Annotated in this window: 14 protein-coding genes and 1 pseudogene; 8 read left to right on the top strand and 7 right to left on the bottom strand. The window is 66.3% G+C overall.

All coding sequences use genetic code 11. From position 1 onward, the window contains the following. Positions 1-461: 461 nt before the first annotated feature. Positions 462-1,847: pseudogene (locus ACD584_RS17560) on the bottom strand (glutamine synthetase family protein). A 6-nt stretch (positions 1,848-1,853) separates the two neighbouring features. Next, complete coding sequence (locus tag ACD584_RS17565; protein WP_116923815.1) at positions 1,854-2,609, bottom strand: gamma-glutamyl-gamma-aminobutyrate hydrolase family protein; 756 nt, start codon at positions 2,607-2,609, stop codon at positions 1,854-1,856. 129 nt (positions 2,610-2,738) lie between these two features. Here ACD584_RS17565 and ACD584_RS17570 point away from each other — a divergent pair, with 129 nt between their 5' ends. The 4 genes from ACD584_RS17570 (at position 2,739) to ACD584_RS17585 (ending at position 7,351) form a co-directional block, all read left to right on the top strand. After that, the gene (locus ACD584_RS17570) at positions 2,739-4,118 is read left to right on the top strand and encodes a glutamine synthetase family protein (protein ID WP_076035590.1); all 1,380 of its coding nucleotides are present in this window, start codon (positions 2,739-2,741) and stop codon (positions 4,116-4,118) included. Next, the gene (locus ACD584_RS17575; protein WP_076035589.1) at positions 4,118-5,431 is read left to right on the top strand and encodes an FAD-binding oxidoreductase; all 1,314 of its coding nucleotides are present in this window, start codon (positions 4,118-4,120) and stop codon (positions 5,429-5,431) included. The genes ACD584_RS17570 and ACD584_RS17575 overlap by 1 nt, the downstream gene beginning before the upstream one ends. 74 nt (positions 5,432-5,505) lie before the next feature. After that, complete coding sequence (locus ACD584_RS17580) at positions 5,506-6,804, top strand: diguanylate cyclase (RefSeq protein ID WP_019237577.1); 1,299 nt, start codon at positions 5,506-5,508, stop codon at positions 6,802-6,804. Positions 6,805-6,889: 85 nt separating this feature from the next. Beyond that, on the top strand, positions 6,890-7,351 hold the full coding sequence (locus ACD584_RS17585; RefSeq protein WP_075285614.1) for a bacteriohemerythrin: 462 nt from the start codon (positions 6,890-6,892) through the stop codon (positions 7,349-7,351). 261 nt (positions 7,352-7,612) lie between these two features. On the opposite strand, the gene ACD584_RS17590 is transcribed toward ACD584_RS17585, so the two are convergent. The 5 genes from ACD584_RS17590 to ACD584_RS17610 all read right to left on the bottom strand — a co-directional run bounded on the left by ACD584_RS17590 (position 7,613) and on the right by ACD584_RS17610 (position 14,441). Further along, positions 7,613-8,893 carry an MFS transporter gene (locus ACD584_RS17590; RefSeq protein WP_076035588.1) on the bottom strand — a complete coding sequence of 427 codons (1,281 nt, stop codon included), beginning with the start codon at positions 8,891-8,893 and terminating at the stop codon, positions 7,613-7,615. Between the two features lie 412 nt (positions 8,894-9,305). Further along, positions 9,306-9,575 carry a hypothetical protein gene (locus tag ACD584_RS17595; protein WP_175611431.1) on the bottom strand — a complete coding sequence of 90 codons (270 nt, stop codon included), beginning with the start codon at positions 9,573-9,575 and terminating at the stop codon, positions 9,306-9,308. Continuing rightward, on the bottom strand, positions 9,565-11,913 hold the full coding sequence (locus ACD584_RS17600; RefSeq protein ID WP_076035586.1) for an FdhF/YdeP family oxidoreductase: 2,349 nt from the start codon (positions 11,911-11,913) through the stop codon (positions 9,565-9,567). The genes ACD584_RS17595 and ACD584_RS17600 overlap by 11 nt, the downstream gene beginning before the upstream one ends. Then, positions 11,910-12,755: a formate dehydrogenase accessory sulfurtransferase FdhD gene (gene fdhD / locus ACD584_RS17605; RefSeq protein WP_076035585.1), complete on the bottom strand. Its 846-nt coding sequence runs from the start codon at positions 12,753-12,755 to the stop codon at positions 11,910-11,912. Before fdhD ends, ACD584_RS17600 begins: the two co-directional genes overlap by 4 nt. Positions 12,756-12,761: 6 nt before the next feature. Beyond that, positions 12,762-14,441, bottom strand: a complete 1,680-nt coding sequence (locus tag ACD584_RS17610) for an OFA family MFS transporter (protein ID WP_076035584.1) — start codon at positions 14,439-14,441, stop codon at positions 12,762-12,764. A 358-nt stretch (positions 14,442-14,799) separates the two neighbouring features. On the opposite strand from ACD584_RS17610, the gene ACD584_RS17615 reads away from it, so the two are divergent. The 4 genes from ACD584_RS17615 to ACD584_RS17630 all read left to right on the top strand — a co-directional run bounded on the left by ACD584_RS17615 (position 14,800) and on the right by ACD584_RS17630 (position 23,253). Further along, positions 14,800-16,152: an aspartate aminotransferase family protein gene (locus ACD584_RS17615; RefSeq protein ID WP_076035583.1), complete on the top strand. Its 1,353-nt coding sequence runs from the start codon at positions 14,800-14,802 to the stop codon at positions 16,150-16,152. A 253-nt stretch (positions 16,153-16,405) separates the two neighbouring features. Next, on the top strand, positions 16,406-17,260 hold the full coding sequence (locus tag ACD584_RS17620) for a plasmid replication/partition related protein (protein WP_076035582.1): 855 nt from the start codon (positions 16,406-16,408) through the stop codon (positions 17,258-17,260). Between the two features lie 438 nt (positions 17,261-17,698). Continuing rightward, positions 17,699-19,003: a DUF445 domain-containing protein gene (locus tag ACD584_RS17625; protein WP_075285610.1), complete on the top strand. Its 1,305-nt coding sequence runs from the start codon at positions 17,699-17,701 to the stop codon at positions 19,001-19,003. Positions 19,004-19,158: 155 nt separating this feature from the next. Further along, positions 19,159-23,253 carry a CHASE domain-containing protein gene (locus ACD584_RS17630; protein ID WP_116923811.1) on the top strand — a complete coding sequence of 1,365 codons (4,095 nt, stop codon included), beginning with the start codon at positions 19,159-19,161 and terminating at the stop codon, positions 23,251-23,253. The last annotated feature ends 9 nt before the right edge of the window (positions 23,254-23,262 follow it).

Below are 23,262 nucleotides of genomic sequence, written 5' to 3' on the forward strand. Positions count from 1 at the left end.
GGGTTGCCTTGCTTTGCTCTGTGCCGCTGCTCTGCTCTGCTTTGCACGGCTGTGCGCTGCGCTGCCCTGCGCTTTGCTTTGCCCTGCCCTGCTCACGCTCTTCCGGGGCCCCATACCGCAGCGGCAAGGCCGGCAGATACAACCCGCAGGGCGGCGCGCACGGATGCGCGACGTTTTTGTAAGGGACATGGATGTCCCTTACAAAAATTTCTGCCGGACTTGCGCACCCGTCGCGCGCAGCGCGCCGGGCGCGAGGACGGGGTGTGCTTTCTTTTGGTTACTTTTCTTTGCACAAGCAAAGAAAAGTGACTCGCGCCCGAAGGGCGTGAAAGCCCTGCTTACTGCTTCATCTTGCATCAAGGAAAACACACAGCTGCGAGGAGCCCGTACAAAAAAACACAAAAAACTGCACTCACCTCACCAGCAAGCAACCGGTCAACCGGTCAACCGGTCAACCAACCTCACACATTCAACAACAAGAACTCCCGCTCCCACGAACTGATCACCCGAAAAAACGTCTCGTATTCTTTCCGCTTCACAGAAATATAGGCCCGCACAAACCGCGGCCCCAACATCTCCTTCAACGCCTCACACCCCTCCAACTCATCCAACGCCTCCCCCAACGACCGCGGCAAATCGTAGCCCTGCTCCTTGCCGTTGCTGCTGATCGGCGCGGTCGGCTCCAGCTTCTCGCGGATGCCCAGGAGCCCGCATGCCAGGGTTGCCGCCATCGCCAGGTACGGGTTGGCATCGGAGCCTGCAAACCGGCTCTCCACCCGCATGTTCTGCGGCGCATCGATCGGCACCCGCAACCCGCAGGTGCGGTTGTCGAAGCCCCACAGCACATTGCTTGGCGAGACCTCGCCGAACATCAGCCGCCGGTACGAATTGACGTTGGGCGCCAACAGCCCCATCGCCATCGGAATGTACTTCTGCAGCCCGCCCAGATAATGCGCGAAGGTGTCGCTGAAGCCGCCCTCGCGCTTGCCGCTGAACACGTTCTTGCCGGTGCCGGCATGCAACAGGCTCTAGTGGATATGCATCGCACTGCCGGGCTCGGTCTCCATCGGTTTGGCCAGGAAGGTGGCATACACCCCGTGCCGCAACGCCGCCTCGCGCATGGTGCGTTTGAACAGGAACACCTGGTCGGCGCGCGACAACGCATCGGCGTGGGTGAAATTGACTTCCAGCTGCGCGGCGCCGGATTCGTGGATCAAGGTATCCACGTCCAGCTCCATCGCATCGCAATAGTCGTACATCAGATCCAGGATCGGGTCGAACTCGTTCACCGCATCGATCGAATACGATTGCCGCGCGGTTTCCGGGCGCCCGGAGCGCCCTGCCGGCGGCAGCAGCGGAAAATCCGGGTCGGTGTTTTTCTGCACCAGAAAAAATTCCAGTTCCGGCGCCACCACCGGCTGCAACTTGACCTCGGCATAGGCCTCGAGCACGCGGCGCAGCACGTTGCGCGGCGCCAGTTCGTGCGGCTGCCCGTCCTTGGTGTAGCAATCGTGGATGACCTGCGCGGTGGGGTCGGCGGCCCACGGCACCATGCGCACGGTGGAGGCATCCGGGCGCAGGTGCATGTCCGAATCCGATGGCGAGGTCAGCGCGTAGTAATCGTCCGGAAAATCGCCGGTGACCGTGGTGGCGAAGATGCCTTCGGGCAGGCGCGTGCCGTAGTCATGGGAAAACTTGTCGGCTGGAATGATCTTGCCGCGCGCATTGCCGGTGATGTCTGGTACCAGGCATTCCACTTCGGTGATGTGGCGCTCCTTGAGCCACCGGCGCAGCGCGCTCTCCGGCTGCTTGGGCGTGGACTTGCGCGAACGTGTACGGATCGACATGCGAGCTCACTTTCCGCGCTGGGCGGCGTACTGGCGACAGGCCTCGCCAAAGGCCTGGAAGATGGCACGGTAGAACGGATGCTGTGTGACACGCCACTCCGGATGCCACTGCACCGCGAGCAGAAACCCCGGGCCAGGGCCGCGAAAGGCCTCGATCAGGCCATCCGGCGCGGTGGCTTCCACCACCAGCCCCGCGGCCAACGTGGCGATGCCTTGCCCATGCAGCGAGTTCACCTGCACCTGCGCGGTGTCGCTCATGCCGGCCAGCCAACCGCCCGGCTGCAGCTGCACCGGATGCGCGGGGCCGTATTGGGTGTCCAGCGGCGCGCTGCGGTCTTCGCGATGGTCCGCCAGGCCCGGCACCTCGTGCACGCGCTGGTGCAGGCGCCCGCCGAGCGCCACGTTGACCTCCTGCAGCCCGCGGCAGATGGCCAGCACCGGCAGGCCGCGCGCCAGTGCCTGCGGGATCAACGCCAGGCTGGTGGCATCGCGCGCGGGATCGTGCGGGTTGCCCTCCCAACTGGGTTCGTTGCTGTAGTGATGCGGTTCCACATTGCTGACCGCCTCGGTCAACAGCAGGCCGTCGAGCCGCTGCAGCCAGGCGCCGGCATCCAGCGGCGGTTGCAGGCTGGGCAACAGCACCGGCTGTGCACCGGCCGCCTCCACCACCGCGCGCACGTACTTCTCGCCCGCTGCCAGGAACGGGTGCGGCCCGTGCAGGCTGCGGTCGGTCGGCAACCCGACCAGGGGAACCATGGTCATCAACGCACTCCGCTGGCGGTCCTTCGAACTTAGCGCGCCGCCCGGTGCATTGCCACCGTGCGCACGCAACTCCTGCACCTGCTCACGCCCGCTTTGCTACGCTGGCCCGCGATTTCACAGGTGTGGCCCATGGCAACCGAAACCCGTGTCGCGTCCCTGCCCAGCACCGATGCCGCCACCCTGGCCGCGATCGAGGGCTGTGCGCTGGTGGACCTGCTGCTGCCCGATACCAACGGCGTGTTGCGCGGCAAGCGTGTCACCCGCGAGGCGCTCGACAAGGTCTACCGCGACGGCGTGTGCCTGCCGATGTCGCTGATCGCCACCGACATCACCGGCAATACGGTGGAAGAAACCGGCCTGGGCTACGCCATTGGCGACGCCGATCGCGTCTGCCGCCCGATCGCCGGCTCACTCCGCCCGGTGCCATGGGCGCCGCAGCCGATGGCGCAGCTGTTGCTGGCGATGCACACCCCCGACGGCGCCTTGTTCGAGGTCGCCCCGCGCGCGGTGCTGCAACGCGTGGTGCAGGGGTTCGCCGCGCTGGGCCTGACGCCGGTGATCGCCGTGGAGCTGGAGTTCTACCTGTTCGACGCCATGGCCGATGCCCAGGGCCGCCCGCAGACGCCGCGCGATGCATACACCGGCGAGCGCAACACCAGCACGCAGGTGTATGCATTGCAGGACCTGGACGACCACCGCAGCTTCACCGATGCCGTCACCGCGGCGTGTCGGCAGCAGGGCATTCCGGCCGATACTGCGGTGGCCGAATACGCGCCCGGGCAGTTCGAGATCAACCTGCAGCACCGCGCCGATGCGGTGGCCGCGTGCGACGAGGCGCTGCTGCTCAAGCGCACCATCAAGGCGATCGCGCAGCAGCAACACCTGCTGGCCAGTTTCATGGCCAAGCCGTTCGCTGGCCAGGCCGGCAGCGGGCTGCACGTGCACGTCAGCCTGCTCGATGCCGCGGGCCACAACGTGCTGCACGGCACAGCGGATGCGCCGGCCGCCGCTCTGCGCCATGCCATTGCCGGGTTGCAACGGCATGCGGACGCATCGCTGCTGCTGTTCGCGCCGCATGCCAACAGTTACCGCCGCTTCGTGCCGAATGCGTTCGTGCCGCTGGACGCCAGCTGGGGCTTCAACAACCGCACCGTGGCCTTGCGCATCCCGCACAGCGATGCGCACAACACCCGTATCGAGCACCGCATCGCCGGCGCCGATGCCAACCCCTACCTGGTGGCGGCGGCCGTGTTGGCCGCGATGCTGGACGGCTTGCAGCACCCCGGCGACCCCACCGCCCCGGTGCAAGGCAACGCCTACGCGCAGGCGACCTTCACCCCGCGTACCTGGCAGGGCGCGGTGGATGCGTTCCTGCGCAGCGACTTCATCGCCACCCAATTGGGTACGCAGTTCCAGCATGTGTTCGGCCAGCAGAAGCAGCGTGAGCTGCTCGACTATCAGGCGGTGGTGCCGGACCTGGACTACGCCCGGTATCTGCGGACGGTCTGATGGCCACCGCCTTGCCCGCCGGCTCGACTGACGCACCGGGCAACGGGTATCCCGACAGCTGGTATGCGCGCAGCACGCCGCCCTTGCCTGCGCAGGCGCCGCTGCACGGCGCGCAGCGCAGCGATGTCTGCGTGCTCGGCGCCGGCTACACCGGGCTCACCGCGGCGCTGGCGCTGGCCGAGGCCGGCTACCAGGTCACCGTGCTGGAGGCCCGGCGGATTGGCTGGGGCGCCTCCGGGCGCAACGGCGGTCAGGCCATCGTGGGCTATGGCTGCGAACAGGACACGCTGGAAGCGCTGGTCGGCGACCGCGATGCGCGGCTGCTGTTCGACTATTCGCGCGATGGCATGCGGCTGCTGCGCGAACGCATCGCGCGCCACGGCATTGCCTGCGACTGGCGCGACGGCCACGCGCACGTGCCGTTGAAGCCACGCCAGGTGCAGGCCCTGCAGCGCGGCATCGTGTGCATGGCCGAACGCTATGACTATCCGCTGCAGTGGTGGGACCGCAGCCAGCTGCGTGCGGAGCTGGACAGCCCGCTCTATCTTGGCGCCATGTTCGACGCGGCCAGCGGCCACTTGCAGCCCCTAGCCTATGCGCTGGGGCTGGCCCGCGCAGCGCTGGCCGCCGGCGTGCGCATCTACGAGCACAGCGCAGTGACGCGGGTGCAGCAGGGTGAGCGGATCGTGCTGCACACCAACCAGGGCAGCGTCTCGGCGGAGTTCGGTGTGCTTGCCGGCAACGCGCTGCTGCGCGGCATCGCCGCACCGCTGGAGCGCCGCATCATGCCGGTGGGCACCTACGTCGGCGCCACCCCGCCGCTGGGCGCCGCGCGGGCCCGCAGCCTGATCCGCAACGACATGGCGGTGGCGGATACCAACTGGGCCCTGGACTACTACCGGCTCAGTGCCGACCACCGGCTGCTGTTCGGCGGGCGGGCCAGCTATTCGTCGCTGCCCCCACCGGGGCTGGCGCGGCTGATGACCCGCCGCATGCACACCGTATTCCCGCAACTGCGCGACGTGCCGCTGGAAACAGTCTGGGGCGGCTACGTGGACATCTCGGCCAACCGGGCGCCGCACTGGGGCCGGCTGGCCCCGAACCTGTATTTCGCACAGGGCTTTTCCGGCCACGGGGTAGCTGCCACCGGGCTGGCCGGCCAGGTCATCGCCGAGGCCATCACCGGCCAGAGCCAGCGCCTGGACGTGTTCGCCCGCATTCCGCACGCGCCCTTCCCCGGCGGCCGGCTGCTGCGTACCCCGCTGCTGGTGGCGGCGATGAGCTGGTACCGGCTGCGCGATGCGCTGTGGTGAGTGCGACGCAGTGCTCAAGTTCTGCCGAACCGAGCCGTTAGCTGACCTGACGGTTCGATCCAGACGGCTGACCGATGTCCCCAGGCACCCTACATCGCAACAGTGAAAGCGAAGTCCTGCCGCAGCGCGTGCTGCTGGTGGAGAACTCGCGCACGTTCACCAGCATGCTGCGCGAGGCCATCGAGCAACGCGTGGAGCTGCCGGTCACGGTCGTATCGACCCTGGCCGAAGCCGCACGCGTGCTGGACGAAGAAAGTGGCTGGTTCCTGGTCCTGACCGGCCTGGTACTGGTGGACGGCGACCGCGACAAGGTGGTGGAGTTCTTCCTCTCGCGCAACCTGCCCACCGTGGTGGTCAGTGGCGTCTACGACGAAGACCTGCGCCAGCGCGTGCTGCAGCAGCAGATCATCGATTACGTCCTGAAGAACGCGCCAGGCAGCATCGAATACCTGGCCTGGCTGGTGCAGCGCCTGGAGCGCAACCGCCGCATTGGCGCGCTGGTGGTGGACGACTCGTTGTCTGCACGCACCTATGCTGCGGCGTTGTTGTCGATGTATGGCTACCGCGTGGTGCTGGCTGCCGACGGTGCTGCCGGGCTGCAGGCGATCGAACGCGACCCCGGCATCCGCCTGACCATCGTCGACCAGGAAATGCCCGGCATGGAAGGGGTGGAATTCACCCGCCGGCTGCGTGCGATCCGCTCGCGCGACAAGGTGGCGGTGATCGGCATCTCCGGCAACAGCGATTCGTCGCTGATCCCGCGTTTTCTCAAGAACGGCGCCAACGACTTCCTGCGCAAGCCGTTCTCGCGCGAAGAATTCTTCTGCCGCGTCTCGCAGAACGTGGACCAGCTGGAGCTGATCGGCACGCTGCAGGACCTGGCCACCCGTGACTTCCTCACCGGCCTGCCCAACCGGCGCTATTTCCTGGAGCAGAGCCAGCGGGTGATCCCCAAGTTGCTCTCGGAAGACCAGACCGTCACCGCGGCGATGCTGGATATCGATCACTTCAAGCACATCAACGACACCTGGGGCCATGAAGCCGGCGACCAGGCGCTGCGTGCGGTGGCAGCCTCGGTGTCCGGGCACGCCCGCCCGCAGGATCTGGTGGCCCGCTTCGGCGGCGAAGAATTCTGCCTGCTGGTTCCGGGGCTGGATGCCGCCAACGCCACGGGTTATTTCGAAACCCTACGCGAGCGCATCAGCGCCCTGCGCGTGCGTATCGGCGACGAGACGCTGAGCATGACCGTGAGCATCGGCGTGTGCATCGCCACCCAGCGTGACCAGTCGCTGCATCACCTGCTAGGCGAAGCAGACAAATACCTCTACCTGGCCAAGGCCGGCGGCCGCAACCAGGTGCGCCTGGCCAGCTGAGCCGCAGCGCTGGCTTGATCCAGATCAACGCGCATGGCGCGCGTGATGCCTATCGTGCGCCCATCGCATGGGGCAAGGCATATCGATGGCACTGCTGATCTGGCAGGACGAGCTCAACACCGGGATCGAGGTGATCGATCACCAACACCGCCGCATCGTGGAGATGATCAATCACCTGTACGTGGCGCAGACCAGCCTGCAGCGGTTGGTGGTGTCGGACGTGATCGACGAATTGATCGACTACACGTTGTCGCATTTCGCCTTCGAAGAAGAGCTGATGGAAGAAGCCGGCTACCCCTTCAGCCACGCCCACCAGCGGGTGCACGCGGTGTTCGCCAAGCGCGTTGGCGACTATCGCCTGCGTTTCCAGGCGGGCGAAGATGTCAGCGACGAACTCCGCAACATGCTTTCGCGCTGGTTGTTCAACCACATCCGCGGCGACGACCAGGCCTACGCCCCACAGGTGATCGCGCACCTGGATCAATTCAGCCGCACCCATCAACACGGCAGCTGGCTGGGACGGACGCTCAAGCGCTTGTTTCGCTGATGTATCGCGTGGCTGAGCCCGCGTAGGAGCGCGCTTGCGCGCGACCAAGCGTCGTCGGTAACGCCCGTCGCGCGCAAGCGCGCTCCTACGGATATGTGGCCCATTTTCTTCAGCGCCACGGTGCATCAACTGCGCGCACTCTCTGGGCACGTCATTTCAATTCAGAACAAGCAGCCTGGTAGGAGCGCGCTTGCGCGCGACCAGACTTCACCGGCGTTGCAGTCACACTCAAGCGCTCAGATGCTCAGACGCGCGCCTACCTCAGCGCCGCGATCGACGTGCCAGCATCAACGCAAACAGGCTCAGCACCGCCGCACCGCCGAGGTAATAACCCACCGCCTGCACGCCGTAGCGTGCGGCCAGTTGGGTGGCCACATACGGTGCCGGTGCCGCGCCCAGGATGCTGGCCAAATTGAACGACAACGACGCGCCGGTGTAACGCACTTCGGTGGGGTACAACTCGGCCAGCAACGTGCCGCACGGGCCGTAAGTCAAGCCCATGAAGAAAAACCCCAGCGACAAAAACGCCAGCACCTGCAGCGGGTGATTGGCCTGGAATAACGGCGCGAACGCCAGGCCGAAGGCCACGATCGCCACGCTGGCCAGCATCATTGCCAGCGGCGCGCCGTGGCGGTCGCCGAACTTGGCTGAGATCGGAATCCCAAGCGCGAAAAAAACGATGCCGGCCATCTGCAGCAGCAGGAACTGCTCCTTGTCGTAGCCCAACGTCTTGGTGCCGTAGCCCAGCGCAAACACCGTCATCAGGTAGAACAACACGAACGTTGCAAACGCGCCCAAGGTGCCGATGATCAGTGCCGGCCAGTGCTGCGCAATCACCGTGCCCAGCGGCAGCCGCACACGGGTGTTGCGATCCAGGGCTTTCTGGAAGTCCGGGGTTTCGGTGATGCTCAGGCGCACCCACAGACCGGTGAGCACCAACGCGGCGCTGGCCAGGAAAGGGACGCGCCAGCCCCAGCGCATGAACTGCGCATCGTCCAGCAGCGCGCCCATGCCCAGAAAGGTGCCGGCGGAGAGCAAAAAGCCCAGCGGCGCGCCCAATTGCGGGAACATGCCGTACCACACGCGCTTGCCGGGTGGCGCGTTTTCGGTCGCAAGCAGCACCGCCCCACCCCACTCACCGCCCAGGCCCAACCCCTGGCCGAACCGGCACAGCGCCAGCAGCAACGGCGCGAACACGCCGATCTGCGCGTAGCTGGGCAGCAGCCCGATCGCCACGGTGGAAATGCCCATCGTCAGCAGTGCTGCCACCAGCGTGGCCTTGCGCCCGACACGATCACCGAAGTGCCCGAACACCGCCGAGCCCACCGGCCGCGCGATGAAGGCCACCGCGAACGTCGCCAGCGACTGCAGCATGGCCGCGCCGCCATCGCCGGCCGGGAAGAACAACGTGGGAAACACCAGCACCGCCGCAGTGGCGTAGATGTAAAAGTCGAAGAACTCGATGGTGGTGCCGATCAGGCTGGCGAACAGCACGCGCGCAGGCGAATTGATGGGCGTGGCGGGCGGCGTGGCGGCAGTCATCGAGGATCGGCATCCGTTGGAAACACGGCCGATTCTCGCAGATCACACCGCGGCATTGCGCAGCCTCCGCCAACCCGCAAAAGTTGCATGCGTTACCGAACCACACACAGTGCGTTGCGTGTCACGGTTGGCCCGGGACCGTCCGGATGAAGAACGACGCCGTCTTGTGTTGAAGGCGAGACGGAGGCGTCTGTAGACAAGCGCTGTGCCTGGAGACGTCAGCTGCTCTCAACACGGAAGAGGTACATCACTACCGAAGCGCGTGCTGATCAGCATGGTGTGCATCTGAAATCGCCCAGCCCGCCGCGCGGCAGAGAAACCTCACCGCGCCTGCAACGCCACACCGACGACGTTTCGAAATACGCTCGCCTGCGCAGCCTGCCCCCCGCAGCGGAGAGCAAGCGCCTTAACGTTACCCGTCCGCCAACGACCCACGCTGCGCATGCGCATCCACTCCCGCCGGCGTCAGCACTGCAAACTGGCGATCGCTGCGCTCCTCCACCCGGATCCAGCCCGGGCCCGGCTGGCCATCCAGATTGGCGCTGCCGAGCCAGGCCAGCGTGCGCAGCAACACGCTCATGCGCACGCCAAGCTGCTTGCACAGCCGCGCCAGCGATACGCCCTCGGGCGCATCGGCCAAGACCTGCAGCAGCTGCGCGGTGAGGTGCGGATCAGCGGACAAGCACCGCTCCGATATCACGCGGCGCGGCATCGGCCGTTTCTGCGCGATGCGGCAACACCACCACCGGGATCGATTTGGACGTGGGCGTGCGCGCTTCGTCGGCAAAACTCGACAGCGGCACCAACGCGTTGGTCTCCGGGTAATACGCGGCCAGGCAGCCGCGCGGGATGTTGTAGTCCACCAGCAGGAAGCGCCGCGCCTCGCGGTGCACGCCGTCCTCGCACAGGCTTTCCAGGTCCACCCAGTCGCCAGCCTTCATATTCAAGGCCGCGATATCCGCGCCATTGATGAACAACACGCGGCGCTCGCCGAACACGCCGCGGTAGCGGTCGTCCAGGCCATAGATGGTGGTGTTGTATTGGTCGTGCGAGCGCGTGGTGGCCAGCGTGAACACCATCTGCTCGCCGCGGCTGCGCCGCGCGCGATGGATCGGGTTGTCGGTGGGCACTGCATGCGGCTTGAACACCGCGCGTTGCTCCGGCGTCACCCACTGGCGGTCGCTCGCGGTATTGGACAGGCGGAAGCCGCCCGGCGTGCGCACGCGCTGATTGAAATCCGCGAAGTCCGGGAACACCTGCGCGATCAGATCGCGAATGCGGTCATAGTCGCCCACCAGCCAGCGCCAGCGGATCGCGCTGCGCGCGCCCAACGTGGCCTCGGCCATGCGCGCCACGATCGCCGGCTCGGACAGCAGATCCTGCGACGCCGGCGGGTTGATGCCCGCCGACAGGTGCACCATGCTCATCGAATCTTCCACGGTGACGCCTTGCGAGCCGGCGTCCTGGATGTCGATTTCGGTCCGTCCCAGGCACGGCAGGATCAATGCATCCTTGCCGTGCACCAGATGGCTGCGATTGAGCTTGGTGGTCACATGCACAGTCAGTTCGCAATTGCGCAGCGCGCGGTGCGTGGCGTCGGTATCGGGCGTGGCCGCCGCGAAGTTGCCGCCCATCGCGAAGAACACCTTGCCGCGCCCGTCCAGCATCGCCTCGATCGCACCAACCGTATCGAAACCGTCCGCACGCGGCGGGTCGAAACCGAACACCGACTGCAGCGTGTCCAGGAACGTGGCCGGCGGCTTTTCGTAGATCATCATCGTGCGGTCGCCCTGCACGTTGCTGTGGCCGCGCACCGGGCACACGCCTGCGCCGGGCCGGCCTAGGTGGCCGCGCAGCAACAGCAGGTTGGTGATCATGTGGATGGTGGCCACCGAATGCTTGTGCTGGGTGATGCCCATGCCCCAGCAGGCGATCACGCGCTCGGCCTTGAGGTAGATCTCGCCGGCCTTGCGCAGCGCGGCCTCGTCCAGGCCGGACTCTTCGACGATGGTGTCCCAGGCTTCCGCATGCACGTCGGCAGCGAACGCGTCGAAGTTGGCGGTGTGCTCGGCAATGAACTCCAGGTCCAGCAAACGCGGCGTGCCATCGCGCTGTGCCTGCGCATCGCGCTCCAGCACATGCTTGATCATGCCCTTCACCGCGGCCAGGTCGCCACCGATCTTGAGCTGGAAATAATCCGAGGCGATGCGCGTGGAGCCGTTATGCAGCATCTCCAGCTTGTCCTGCGGGTCGGCAAATTTCTCCAGACCGCGTTCGCGCAGCGGATTGAACGCGGCAATCGCTGCGCCACGCTTGGAGGCCTGGCGCAACTCGCCGAGCATGCGCGGATGGTTGGTGCCCGGGTTCTGGCCGAAGATCAGGATTGCATCGGCCAGCTCGAAATCATGCAGCGACACCGTGCCCTTGCCCACGCCGATCTGCGAGCGCAGCGCGGTGCCGGATGGCTCATGGCACATGTTCGAGCAATCGGGGAAGTTGTTGGTGCCGAACTCGCGCACGAACAGCTGATACAGAAATGCCGCCTCGTTGCTGGTGCGCCCGGAGGTGTAGAAGATCGCCTCGTCCGGCGTGGCCAGGCCATTGAGATGCCCGGCGATGTGCGCGAATGCGTCGTCCCAGCTCACCGGCACGTAATGGTCGGTGGCCGCGTCGTAGCGCATCGGATGCGTCAGGCGGCCCTGCCCTTCCAGCCAGTAGTCGCTGTATTGCGACAGCAGGCTCACGCTATGCGAGGCGAACAACTCCAGCCCGGCGCGGCGCGCGGTGGATTCAGCGGCCACGGCCTTGGCGCCGTTCTCGCAGAATTCAAAGGTGGACGTGTGATCGCGATCCGGCCACGCGCAACCCGGGCAATCGAAGCCGTCGGGCTGGTTGGCGTGCAGCAGCGTCTTGGCGCCCTGCACCGCGATGTCCTGTTCCATCAGGTGTTTGGCCACCGAGCGCAATGCGCCCCAGCCGCCCGCGGGATTGTCGTACTGTTTGATGGTTTTCTTGCTCATGCGGGCTCTCCCACGGCAACGCCCAGATCCAGGCGTTGAGGATGGCTGTAAACAACACAATCGTGATCGCGGGCAAACCCGATCAGGGTCAAACCCGCACTGTCGGCCAGGCTGATCGCCAGCGCAGTGGGTGCCGAAATCGCCGCCAACAGCGGGATTCGGGCCTGCGCAGCTTTCATGGCCATCTCGTAACTTGCGCGGCTGGTCACCACCGCAAACCCTTGCGTTGCATCGACGCGCGCACGCGCCAACGCACCGATCAACTTGTCCAACGCATTATGCCGGCCCACGTCTTCGCGGACCAACTGCACCATGCCCTGCGCATCGGCCCAACCGGCCGCGTGCACCGCGCCGGTCTGCGCCGCGATGGGCTGCCGCGCGTGCAGTGCATCCAGCGCGCGCGCCAACGCGTCGACATCGATGCGCAATGCCGACTGCAGGACCGGCGGCACACGCAACACTGCTTCGATCGACTCGTTGCCGCACACCCCGCAACCGCTGCGCCCGTCCAGATTGCGCCGCCGCTGATCCAACGCGGCCGCGCGCTCGGGCGGGATCTCGATCTGCAGCGAGGCGCCTTCCAGAAAGGTATCCACCGCCACCACCCGCAGGTCCTGCGGGTGGTCCACGATGCCCTCGCTAAACGAAAACCCCAGCGCGAAATCTTCCAGGTCTTCGGGGGTGGCCATCATCACTGCGAACGGCACGCCGTTGTAGTTGAAGGCGACCGGCATTTCGGCCGCCACCATGTCCTGCACGGTGGCGCTGCGGCCACCGCGATGGCGGCGGACCGTACGCACCACACTGCCGGGGCGCACGGGAGTGGAAGGCTGGCCGGTCATCTCATCTCAATGAAACAGCACGAAGGCTTTTTGCAGCGTGACCCAGATGCCGAATGCCATCGGGACGCCCACTGCCAACCAGGCAAACGCCACCAGCGCAGGATTGCCGCCGTGGCCGATGCGCGCCATGTCTTCTGGCGCCAGCACGGCCTGCCCACTGCGGTCCACCTTTTCGTGGGCCAGCTGCTTTTCGCGCGCCAGTTCGTCGGGCGTCATGAAGTGACGCGCGGCTACCGGGCGCACCAGCAGGTTGCAGATCAGACCAAGCACGAGCATGCCGGCGAGGATGTACATGGTGGTGTTGTAGACCTGTGACGGCGGGCTGCCGTGCGCCAGCTGGTACTCGCGCATGTAGCCAACCACCACCGGGCCGAGGATGCCGGCAGTGGCCCAGGCGGTGAGCAGGCGGCCGTGGATGGCGCCGACCATCTGGGTCCCGAACAGGTCGGCCAGGTACGCGGGAATGGTGGCAAAGCCGCCGCCATACATCGACAGGATGATGCAGAAGATGCCCACGAACAGCGCGACCCCGCCCACGCCACCGGCCGACGGCGCGGCCGCATACAGGCAGATGCCCAGCAGGAAGAACAGCGTGTAGGTGTTCTTGCGGCCGAGCTTGTCGGACATGCTGGCCCAGAAGAAGCGGCCACCGATGTTGAACAGGCTCAACAGGCCGGTGAAGCCGGCCGCAATCGCGGCGATGCTGGCCAGCTGCGCGGCATCCAGGCTGCCGAAGCCGGCATCCACACCGATCAGACGGCCGCCGAACACTTCCTGCAGCATCGGCGAGGACATGCCGATCACGCCGATACCCGCCGACACGTTGAGGCACAGCACGCCCCACAGCAGCCAGAACTGCGGAATGCCCCAGACCTTTTTCACGTGCACGTGGTTGGCAGTGATCATGGCGTTGTTGGAGGCCACCGGCGCGGTCCAGCCGGCCGGCGTCCAGCCGCTGGGCGGCACGCGGTAGCCGAAGGCGCCAGCCATCATGAAGACGAAATACAGCGCCGCCATCACCAGGAAGGTTTCCATCACGCCCACCGAGGTGGGGGTGGCGAAGTGGCGCATCAGCGCATCGGCCAGCGGGCTGCCGATCATCGCGCCGCCGCCGAAGCCCATGATCGCCATGCCGGTCGCCATGCCGCGGCGGTCCGGGAACCATTTGATCAGGGTGGACACCGGCGAGATGTAGCCCAGGCCCAGACCAATGCCGCCGATCACGCCCGAGCCCAGCCACAGCATCCAGATCTGGTGGAAGTGGATCCCGGCCGCGGAAATCACCAGGCCGCCGCACCAGCACAGTGCCGAGACCACGCCGGCCTTGCGCGGGCCGGCGCGTTCGAGCCAGCCGCCCCAGATCGCGGCCGAACAGCCCAGCAGCACGAAGAACAACGTGTACATCCACTGTAGTTCGCTGATCTTCCAGTCGCAGGTGGTGGCCACCATGCGCGCGAACAGGCCCATGTCGGCCGGGCAGGCGATCGATTCGGTGATGCCCAGCGCCTTGGACAACGGCAGCCAGAACACGCTGAACCCGTAGGCCATGCCGATGCACAAATGAATCGCCAAGGCAGCCGGCGGCACCAACCAACGATTAAAACCAGGCCGCGCCACAATGCGCTCCTTGGACAACAAACCGGCATCTGCGCCGTTGGCGTTCGCCACGGTGGACCCTTGCGTCATGCGTATTTCCCCTAACTGACTGATGTGAAGTCCATTGATGGCTGCGATCGATCTGCGCGATCCGATGGGTGCAGCGGCGACGCTTGGGTCCGTCTGGTGGTCGTCTCGCGCATCATCGACGATCACCACCGGTTTGCAACGCTTTACAGCGCGCCAAAGCGTCTCAAAAACCTGCCGCGCGCAGCCGCACGCAAGCGTTCCTTGAGGTTAGCGGCCGACGCTGCGACTAATTGACTAGTCCCTATGGATTAGGCCTACGGCCGCCACGCGGCCCGGGTGCGCCAGGTGCGCGCCGCTGCGGTTCCAGATGACGCAGCTGCTGCCGTAGAGTCGGCCCATCCCCGCCCCGGAGCCTGCGATGCACGACCACCCTTCGAGCGATGCCGCCCACGCGGCACAGACACCGGCGGCGATGGAGGCGTTCTGGATGCCGTTCACGGCCAACCGGCAGTTCAAGGCGCGCCCGCGCCTGCTGGCCTCGGCCGCAGGCATGTATTACCGCGACGTGGAGGGCCGGCAGATCCTGGATGGCACCGCGGGGCTGTGGTGTTGCAACGCCGGCCATGCGCGCGAGCGCATCGTGGCCGCGATCCGCGCGCAGGCCGGCACGCTGGATTTTGCGCCCACCTTCCAGATGGGCTCACCGCTGCCGTTCGCACTGGCCGAACGGCTGGCCGCGTTGGCCCCGCCGGGCCTGGGCCATGTGTTCTTCACCAACTCCGGGTCGGAAGCCGTGGATAGCGCGATGAAGATCGTGCTGGCCTTTCACCGCCTGCGCGGCGAGGGCCAGCGCACCCGCTTCATCGGCCGCGAGAAGGCCTACCACGGGGTTGGCTTCGGCGGGATGTCGATCGGCGGGCTGCCCAATAACCGTAAATGGTTCGGCCCGCTGCTGGCCGGCACCGATCACCTACGGCACACGCTGGATCTGCAGCGCAATGCGTATTCGCGCGGCCTGCCCGCCTTCGGAGTGGAGCTCGCCGACGACCTGGAACGGCTGATCACCCTGCACGACGCCTCCACCATCGCCGCAGTGTTCGTCGAACCGGTGTCCGGCTCGGCCGGGGTGATCCTGCCGCCGGAGGGCTATCTGCAGCGGCTGCGCGCCATCTGCGACCGCCACGGCATCGTGCTGGTGTTCGACGAGGTGATCACCGGCTTCGGGCGCGTGGGCGAGGCCTTCGCCGCGCAGCGCTTCGGGGTGACCCCGGACCTGATCACCGCCGCCAAGGGCCTGACCAGCGGCACGGTGCCGATGGGCGCGGTGCTGGTGGCCGATGCGATCCACGATGCCTTCATGCATGGGCCGCAGGCGGCGATCGAGCTGTTCCATGGCTACACCTATTCCGGACATCCGCTGGCCTGCGCCGCAGCCCTGGCCACGCTGGACACCTACGCCGAAGAACAGCTGTTCACGCGGGCAATTACGCTGGGGCCGCAGTGGGAGGAGGCGTTGCACAGCCTGCGCGGACTGCCGCACGTCATCGACATCCGCAACATCGGCTTGATCGGTGCGATCGAACTGGCGCCGCGCGAGGGTGCCCCGGGGGCGCGCGGTTACGAGGTGTTCGAACGCTGCTTCCACGAGGGCGGCCTGCTGGTGCGTGTCACCGGCGATGTCATTGCGTTGTCGCCGCCGTTGATCGTCACCCCCGACCAGATCGGACAAATGGTGGAGACGCTGGCCGCGATCCTGCGCAAGGTGGACTAAAGGCCTTTCAGTGCGAGCGGCCGCTCGCATTGGCGTGCCGACGCGCTGGCTGGCCAGTGTGTCACCGGGCCGCGCCATGGCCGGCCGCCCTGCCCGCCACACGGCGACGTCCCGTGCCGCTACGCTCCTTACTGCGAGCAATTAAGACCCGGCAACAGGCGCCCGCGTGTCATGCCAACGGGCGCCACGTCAAGCGCGCAAAGCCGGGGCAGGCTCACTACAATGCCGGCCCCGCTCCTCCCGCAGTTGCCGCATGAACATCGTTGTCAAAGAAGAACTCAAGGCCTACATCGACCCGCTGACGCCCGACGAGCACGAGGCGCTGGAGCGCAGCCTGCTGGCCGAAGGCTGCCGCGATGCGCTGGTGCTCTGGGGCGAGGTGCTGGTGGATGGGCACAACCGCTACGGCATCTGCCAGAAGCACGGTTTGCCGTTCCAGACTGTGCAGAATCCGCACTTCCAGTCGATGCAGGACGTGCATCTATGGATGATCGAGCAGCACCTGGGCCGGCGCAGCGTGTCGGACTTCCAGCGCGGCGTGCTGGCGCTGCGCAAGCGCGAGATCCTGGCGGCCCGCCAGCGCAGCCAGCGCGATGCCGATGCCGCCGGCAGCCCCCCGGAGGCAAGCGATGCCGAGCTGAGCGTCGATACCTCCGACGCCGCAGCGCGCCCGGCCGAAGCGCTGGACAGCCCGCCGTGGGAGGAGACCTCCACGCCAGTCAGCCGCGCCGAGCTGGCACGCGAAGCACGCCTGAGCAGCAACCAGGTGACCATGATCGAGCGCATCCACAAGCAGGCCGCGCCGGAAGTGGTGCAGGCGGTCAGGGCCGGTGAGATTTCGATCAGCGCCGCCGCCGCGGTGGCCACCTTGTCCGAAGACGAGCAACGCGCCGCCGCCCAGGCCGGCAAGGCCGAGCTGAAGCAGGCCGCCAAGCGGGTGCGCGACGCCAAGCGCAAGCCCAAGCCGGACGAGGCCGAAGGCGGCGAAGCCGAACGCCGCGACGTCAAGGCGTTGCAACGGCGCGTCACCGAACTGGAAAACGAGAACGCCGCCCTGCAGACCAAGGTCGCCGCGCTGCAGGCGCAGCTGGAGCGGCTGCGCGCCTGAGGCCGTGGTGGCAGGTCTCCGGCCTCCCGTAGGAGCGCCCTTTGGCGCGAGGGCATTCCCGGTAAGGCCCCATCGCGCCCAAGGGCGCTCCTACGTAAGTCACGCGTGCTATGAGAGAACGTAGTGCCCGTGTTGCACGCGCTGGTGGAGCACCTGCAGCTCAGCCGCGCGAGCGCGCAAGACACCGCAATCCCGTACGAGCGCCCTTGGGCGCGAGGGCACGCACGGTAACGCCTCTCGCGCCCAAGGGCGCTCCTACGTTAGGTACGGGGCTTTGAGAGACCAAGGTCACTCAGGCCGCTGAGACGCGCGACACACCGTAGGAGCGTACCCCGGCGCGACGGGCTTTGCCGGGAATGCCCTCGTGCCCGGGTGCGCCCCTACCGCCACCACACAGCGTGGACATGCCCTCGCATCCCGACTGGGTACACTTCGCGGATGGAACCACGCGTCAGCGACACCCGTCCGATCGATCCCCGCCGCGCACAGCTGCAGCGCATGAAACTGCTGGCAGTGGCCCTGTTGCTGGCCATGTTCGCCGGCTTCGTCATCAGCCACCTGATGGGCGAACACGGCATCTGGGCCTGGGTGTCGGCATTCTGCGAAGCGGCCACCGTCGGCGCGCTGGCCGACTGGTTCGCGGTGGTGGCCCTGTTCCGCCGCCCGATGGGCTTGCCAATTCCGCATACCGCGATCCTGCCGCGCGGCAAGGAGCGGCTGGCCGATGGGCTGGCGGGCTTCGTGCGCGATCAGTTCCTGGCCCCGGACGCGCTGATGGAAAAGTTGCGCGTGTTCGACCCGGCCAGTCGCCTGGGCGAATGGCTGTCCAAGCCGGAACAGGCGCGCATGCTGGCGCAGATGGCGCGCGGCTGGCTGCTACAGGCCCTGAACCTGCTGGATGAAGAAGCCGTCCGCCGCGCGATCCAGCGCTTCGTGGTCGACCGCCTGCGCAAATGGAATGCCGCCGCCACCGCCGGCGATGTGATGGCCTTGCTCACCACCGATGGCCGCCACCAGAAGTTGCTCGATGAGGTGCTGCTGCGGCTGGGCCAGTGGCTGGACGAAGAGAAGGTGAAGACCCGCACGTCAGCGCTGATCGTGCGCTACGCGCGCCGCGAGTGGCCCAAGCTGGTGGGCACGGTGAACTGGGTCAAGCCGATCGAAGAGATCGGCGACAGCCTGGCCGACCGCATGGCGCGCGCAGCGATCGACGAACTGCAGGACATCCTCACCACGCCCGAGCATCCAATCAGGCTCGACTATGAGGCGTGGCTGCAAACCTACATCGCCCGCCTGCGCGAGGAGCCGGAAATGGCCGCGCGCGTGGAAGAACTCAAGCAACGCGCGATCGAGCACCCTGCCCTGCAGGAATACGTGCAAGGCCTGTGGAGCGAGATCCGCGAAGCCCTGCGCAATGATCTGGCGAAGGAAGATTCCTCGATGGCCGCGCACATGGAGCGTTCGATGCAGTCGCTCGGCCAGTCGCTGTCACAAGACCCATCGCTGCGCGACGCACTCAACGTGCACATGCTCGATGCAGCCGACAAACTCACCACGCGTCTGCGTGCATCGGTCACCGAGCACATCGCATCGACGATGAAAAGTTGGGACGAACGTCACCTCGTCGAACAATTGGAATTGGGGGTCGGCCGCGATCTGCAATACATTCGCTTCAACGGAACGTTGGTGGGTGGATTGATCGGACTTGCGCTGCACGCCTTGTCGATCTGGCTGTCGTTCTGATGCTGCAACCGCAGCGGTGATCATCACGCACGTGAATGCACTAGCCGTGTGGTGGCCGTGTATGGTTTGCTGCGATACGTTGCGTCACACCGCAAGGCCGGCATCGCGTCGACCGCGGTAGGACGCAAGGCAACAGGCAAGGCAAAGGAAGAAACATGCCGCACGGCCGCTGGGATTTGCGCAGGAAATACGGACGCCGTGCCTCCATCGGCGCCGTCCTGCTGCTGAGCGCAGGCCTGATCGCCGCATTCCTGGTCGGCTTCGCGGTGCATCGGCATAACGAGCTGGAGCGTGAGCGGCGCTTCGATCTGGTGGTGCGGGTACTGGCGCGCAACATCAGCGAGCGCATGTACACCTTCGAGCATGGCCTGCGCGGCGCGCGCGGTGCGGTGATCGGTGCCGGCAGCGATGTGATCAGTCGAGATCGCTTCACCCGTTACAGCCGCTCGCGCGATTACCCGCGCGAATTTCCAGGCGTGCTCGGCTACGGCTACATCCATCGCGTTGCCGCCGCAGATGAAGCGGCCTTCCTGGATGCCGCACGCGCTGACGGTGCGCCCGATATTCAGCGCAGGCTGCTGGCGCCGTGGGATGGCGAGCGCTTCATCGTGCTGTATTTCGAACCGGAGTCATCCGGTAACCGCCCGCTAGGGTTGGATGTTGCGTCCGAGCCACGCCGGCGGATCGCAGCGATCGCAGCCGCGCGCAGCGGCCAGCCGACCATGACCTCGCCGGTCTCGCTGTCGGGCTACCAGACTCCCAGCGAAGGCGGCTTTTTGGTGTTGCTGCCGGTCTACCGCGAAGGCATGCCACTGCAGACACCGCAGCAGCGCATGGACGCGACCACCGGCTGGGCGTACGCGCCACTCAGCGTCAAACAGATGCTGGAGAGCACCCTGGGCGACCGCGATGATGTTGCGATTAGCCTGAGTGATCGCGAGGACACCCAGCACACCTTCTACCGGAGCGGCATTGCCGCGCCAGAAAGCATGCGCCGCGCTGCACACACCCAGCTGCTGCCAATCTATGGCCGCACCTGGGTGCTTACCGCGCGGCCCACGCTGCACTTCATCGGCTCACTCAACCAGAACTCGCCGTGGCTGATGGGCAGCCTGGTCCTGGGCACCGCCATTCTGCTGGCCGCGCTGCTCGGGCTGTATTTCAGTAACGGCCTGCGTCGCGAAGAGGTGCTGCGCAAGCAGATGGAACTGGCCGCCCTGGTCAGCCATTCCAGCGAAGCGATCGTGGCCGAAACACCAGACGGTGAAATCACGCACTGGAATCCGGCAGCCGAGGCCATGTTCGGTTATCCGGCCGATGTGGCGATCGGCCAGGACCTGACCACGCTGTTGTCGCCGCAACCTTATGCGATGCCGCAGATCGACCAGGACGAGGCACCGCCGGTCGCAGCCCTCTCCGCCGCGCAGACCATGCGCCACCGCGACGGGCATCAGGTGTTCGTGCTGGCGAGCAAGGCGCCGATCATCGAGCACGACAATGCGGTCAGCGGCCACTCGCATTTCTTCCGCGACATTTCCGAGCGTGTGCGCTCGCATCAGCGCATTGTCGATCTCAACGCCTCGCTCGAGCATCAGGTGGCCGAACGCACCAGCGAGCTGGTGCAGTTCTCGGTGCTGCAACGCGCGATCCTGGCGCACGCCGGTTACGCCATCATCGCCACCGATTCCAGCGGCTTTGTCACCCTGTTCAATCCAGCCGCAGAAAAACTGCTTGGCTACAGCGCCGACGATGTGATCGGCCGGCGCAAGGCCAGCCAGTTCATTGAAGCGGACGAACTGCAGGAGCGCGCACTGCGGCTGGCCGAACAGACCGGCACCCCGGTCGCCGGCACGCTGGAAGCGGTCGCTGCGCTCACCAGCCTCGGCCGCAGCGACACCAGCGAATGGACCTATGTCAGCCAGGACGGCCGTCGCCTGCCAGTGCTGCTGACCCTGAGCACGTTGCGCGACGACAACGACCAGGTGATCGGGTATCTGGGCGTGGCGGTGGATCTCACCGAGCAGAAACTGCACGAAAAACAGCTGCGCTTGGCAATGGACGCGGCCAGAAGCGCCAACCAGTCCAAATCGGATTTCCTGGCCAACATGAGCCATGAAATCCGCACGCCGATGAACGCCATCCTGGGCATGCTGTACCTGCTCCAGCGCAGCGAGTTGCCGGGCGCCGCGCAGGACATGGTGACCAAGATCGACCGCTCGGCACGGTCGCTGCTGGAGATCATCAACGACATCCTGGACTTCTCCAAGATCGAAGCCGGGCGCATCGATCTGGAGCGCGCACCGTTCGACCTCAATCAATTGTTCGACAACATCGCCGACCTGATGCGCTCCTCGCTCAGCGCCAAGCCGGTGGAGATGATCGTCGAGCCGTTGCCGCGCGAATGCCGCTGGCTGCTCGGCGATGCGCTGCGTATCAACCAGGTGCTGGTCAACCTGGTCGGCAATGCGATCAAGTTCACCGAACAAGGCGAAGTGGTGCTGTCGGTGCGCCGCTTCCCCAGTGGCGACCCCAACAAGATCAAGCTGCTGTTCTCGGTACGCGATACCGGCATCGGCATCTCCAAGGAAAAGCAGAGCCTGATCTTCTCGCCGTTCCTGCAGGCAGATACCTCCACCAGCCGCCGCTACGGCGGCAGCGGGCTGGGTCTCACCATCAGCCGGCGCTTGATCGAACTGATGGGCGGCGCGCTGGAAGTGGAAAGCGTGCCCGGGCGTGGCAGCGAGTTCTATTTCGTGATCACGTTGGAAAGAACCGACCCGCCCAAGGCCCAGCAGGAAGCGGCGCTACTGCCGCCCGAATCCATGCCGCGCGTGCTGATTGCCGACGACCACGATGCGGCCTTGAACAACCTGGTGCGGATCGCTACCGAGCTGGGCTGGCGGGTGGATGCGGTGGCCAGCGGCCAGGCCGCGATGCAAGCGATCGAAGACGCCACCGAACCGTACGACATCTTCCTGCTGGACTGGCGCATGCCCGACATCGACGGCGTGGCAATCGCGCGCCAGGTGCGTGCCCGCGCCACACCGGGCCGGCATCCGGTGATCGTGATGGTCACCGCCTACGAACGCCGGCTGCTGGAGCAACACCCCGAGCAGCAGGACCTGGATGCGGTGATGACCAAGCCGGTGACCAGCGCTGCGCTGCATCGGCTGGTGGAACAATTGGTCGACGAGCGCCCCAAGGCGCGCCCGAGCACGCCAACCTTCGTCGCGCGCCGGCTGGAAGGCGCGCAGCTGCTGCTGGTGGACGACAGCGAGATCAACTGCGAAGTGGCACAGCGCATCCTCGAAGGCGAAGGCGCCATGGTCACCGTGGCCCACGACGGCGAGCAGGCGGTGAACACGCTCAAGCGCGCGCCGGACCTGTTCCACCTGGTGCTGATGGATGTGCAGATGCCGGTGGTGGATGGCTACGAGGCCACCCGCCGCCTGCGCCAGATTCCGTCGCTGGCCAGCCTGCCGGTGATCGCGCTGACCGCCGGTGCCTTCCGACCGCAGCAGGAAAAAGCGCTGGAAGCAGGCATGAACGGTTTCATCGCCAAGCCCTTCAACGTGGAGGAACTGGTCACCGCAATCCGGCACTTCCTGCAGCCCGGCAGCCGGCGGGTATCCTCGCTGCCGCACGAACGCGCGCCGGCCGCAGGCCCGGAGTGGGCGCACACCGATCCGCTGCTGCTGGATGCCGCACGCGCGCAAAGCCTGTGGCGCGAGCGTGAGCCGTACGAGCGCTACCTGCTCAAGTTGCTGCGCGACAACCCCGACCCGGCCGAGACCGCCGCCGCGCATCTGCGCAACAACGAGCTGCCGGCGATTGGCGCACTGGCACACAAGCTGCGCGGCGCCGCCGGTTCGCTGGCCCTGCCCGCCCTGGCCGGCGCGTCGGGCGAGCTGGAATCGCGTGTGGAACAGGGCCATGACCTGACCGCCGCATTGCTCGCGCTCAAGGACACCATGGCGCAGACCACCGCGGCCATCCACGCCTTCCTGCAGACCAGCCCCAGCACACAAGATGCCGGGCAAACCGGTGCCGCCTTGGACGACGACAGCGCGCTGATCCTGGAAAACGCGTTGCGCAGCGATGATGCGGACAAGATCGACCACGCGCTGCTGATCTGTGCCCCACGTCTGCCACCGCCCTTGCAGGAAGACCTGCAGCGCGCCGTGGACGACTTCGATTTCCGCCGCGCCGAAGCCACCCTGCGCGATTGGCAAGTCAACCACCCACGCTGACCGTGTCCC

The sequence above is a fragment of the Xanthomonas sp. NCPPB 2922 genome, from assembly GCF_041520885.1.
Taxonomy (GTDB): Bacteria; Pseudomonadota; Gammaproteobacteria; order Xanthomonadales; family Xanthomonadaceae; genus Xanthomonas; species Xanthomonas campestris.